The organism is Pseudotamlana agarivorans (assembly GCF_018860245.1).
Lineage (GTDB): Bacteria > Bacteroidota > Bacteroidia > Flavobacteriales > Flavobacteriaceae > Pseudotamlana > Pseudotamlana agarivorans_A.
The window spans coordinates 1-2,448 of record NZ_JAHKPD010000017.1 but is presented as its reverse complement, the minus strand read 5'-3'; the positions used below and the strand labels follow the sequence as shown (position 1 = coordinate 2,448).

Below are 2,448 nucleotides of genomic sequence, written 5' to 3'. Positions count from 1 at the left end.
ATAATACCTTGTCGCTTAAAAACTAGCGATATGGCCAATACACTTGATCCAATGGACTTAAAACAAACTATCACTCTTCATCTTGATGGGTTTAGCAACCGCAAAATAGGATCCACTCTAGGAATTTCTCGCAATACTGTAAATACTTATATGCGTTTATTTAAGGCTAGCGGTTCTACTTTTAAAGAGCTATTAGGCTTAGACAATGCTACCCTGGAGAAGCTTTTCCCTTCCCATACCACCATTAATAACCCGCGTTACGAGGAACTCATGCTATTTTTTGAAGGGGTAAATAAAGCTCGTAATCATCCAGGATTTACTTTTTTATACCATTATCAGGAATATGTAGATCAGGCTAAAGCCCCGTATAGCTATACACAGTTTATGGAGCATTACCGGCGCAAATATGCCAAGGCTAAAGGTTCTATGAAACTTGAACATGATCCTGGCAATGAACTCTTTATTGATTATACCGGTAAAAAACTGGAGATTATAGATAAAGAAACTGGAGAGCTTATTCCAGTAGAAGTATTCGTTGCCATTCTGCCTAATAGCCAGTACACTTACGTGGAAGCTTGTAAAAGTCAGAAACGGGAAGACCTGATTAACTGCTGCTGTAATGCACTACAGTTTTATGGAGGAGCTCCAAAAGCTATTGTCTCCGATAACTTAAAATCGGCTGTTACAAGAGCCAGCAGGTATGAAGCAGATATAAACCGAAGTTTTAAAGACTTCGCACGGCATTACAACTGTGTAATTAATCCAGCCCGAGGCTATGCTCCACAAGACAAAGCCTTGGTGGAGAACGCTGTAAACCTTGCCTATCAACGCATCTATTACCCACTACGAGAGATGACTTTCTTTTCTTTAGAAGATCTAAATCGAGAGATAAAACGTCTACTGCAACGTTATAACGATTTGTTGTTCTCCCGTAAAGAAGCCAGTCGCAGAGAGCTCTTTCAGTCCGTAGAACGGGAATATCTAAAACCCTTGCCAGACATCCCCTATGAACTAAAAGGCTACCGAAGAGCAAAGGTTCAGAAAATGGGATACGTGTACTTCTCTCCTGATAAAAGTTATTACAGTGTACCTTATCGCTACATGGGAAAAGAAACAAGCATCCATTACACCAATTCTACGGTAGAAGTTTATTATAACCATCAGCGGATTGCTTTACACGCTCGTAATACATCCAAAGGGAGCTACAATACCAACAAAGAGTATCTAAGTAGCACTCACAAATACTATAGCGATTGGAGCCTTGAATTTTTTAAAAAGAAAGCTGCAATCCATGGAGAGCATGTTGTGAGATGCGTAGAAAAAATAATCGATAAAGTAGACTATCCAGAGATAGGATATAAAAGAGCAATGGGTGTGATACAACTTCATAAAGCCTATGGTTCTAAACGTTTAGACAACGCTTGTAAAAGAGCTTTTCAAGCAGATGCCACAAGTTATTTGCGCATCAAAAATATCCTAAAAAACAATTTAGACGAAAGCTCCCTGTTCTACCAGAATTTAGAAGAAGACCAATCCCACATACCAGAACACGATAACATACGAGGAGCTTCGGCATACCAATAACAAAAAATAATATACGATTAAACCATTTAAATTTAATAAATATGAACAACAATCAGACTATTGAAAAACTAAAACAAATGCGTCTTGGGGCTATGGCTCAGTTACACATGCAACACATACAGGACAACCGCATAGAGAACATTACAGCCGATCAATATCTGGCTCTACTAATCGACCATCAGTGGGAAGACCGACAAAACAGAAAGATAGAACGGCTTCTAAAACAAGCCAATTTTAAACAACAGGCTAGTCTAGCTGATGTAAATTACAATCAGAATCGCAACCTAGACAAGAATATGTTCGCCCGCTTAAGTACTCTGAATTTTATCACTAGAAAAGAAAATATTATTCTTACTGGAGCTTCTGGAGTAGGCAAAAGCTATTTGGCTCAGGCATTAGGACATCAGGCGTGTATGATGGAATACAAAACCATATACACCAACACTGCGCGTCTTTTTAATAAACTGAAACTAAGCAAAGTAGACGGTACCTATCTTAAGGAACTCGGAAAATTAATTAAAGTAGATTTACTAATATTAGATGACTTTGGTCTACAGAGTTTTGATAATCACGCCAGAGAAGCCCTAATGGATATTATAGATGACAGACACCATAAGGCCTCCACAATTATAGCTTCTCAAATACCAGTATCTGCTTGGTATGATATTATTGGAGAGGGAACCATAGCTGATGCTATTTTGGATAGAATTGTAAATTCCTCACATCGCATAGATCTTAAGGGAGAATCTCTAAGAAAAGGAAATTTAAAGAATCAATAACATTATTTTTTTTATATAATTGTAATATCTTTCAAAGTGGCACTGTTTGACCGAAACAGGTGGCACCATCACTCCGAAATAGCCA

The 2,448-nt window shown here is 38.1% G+C and carries 2 protein-coding genes; both read left to right on the top strand.

The genetic code is table 11. The annotated features are described in order from the left end of the window. On the top strand, positions 1-1,584 hold a 1,584-nt coding region (gene istA, locus KO493_RS10940; RefSeq protein ID WP_252723216.1), incomplete at its 5' end, for an IS21 family transposase. A 41-nt stretch (positions 1,585-1,625) separates the two neighbouring features. Beyond that, positions 1,626-2,363 carry an IS21-like element helper ATPase IstB gene (istB, locus tag KO493_RS10935; protein WP_216068009.1) on the top strand — a complete coding sequence of 246 codons (738 nt, stop codon included), beginning with the start codon at positions 1,626-1,628 and terminating at the stop codon, positions 2,361-2,363. Positions 2,364-2,448 lie beyond the last annotated feature (85 nt).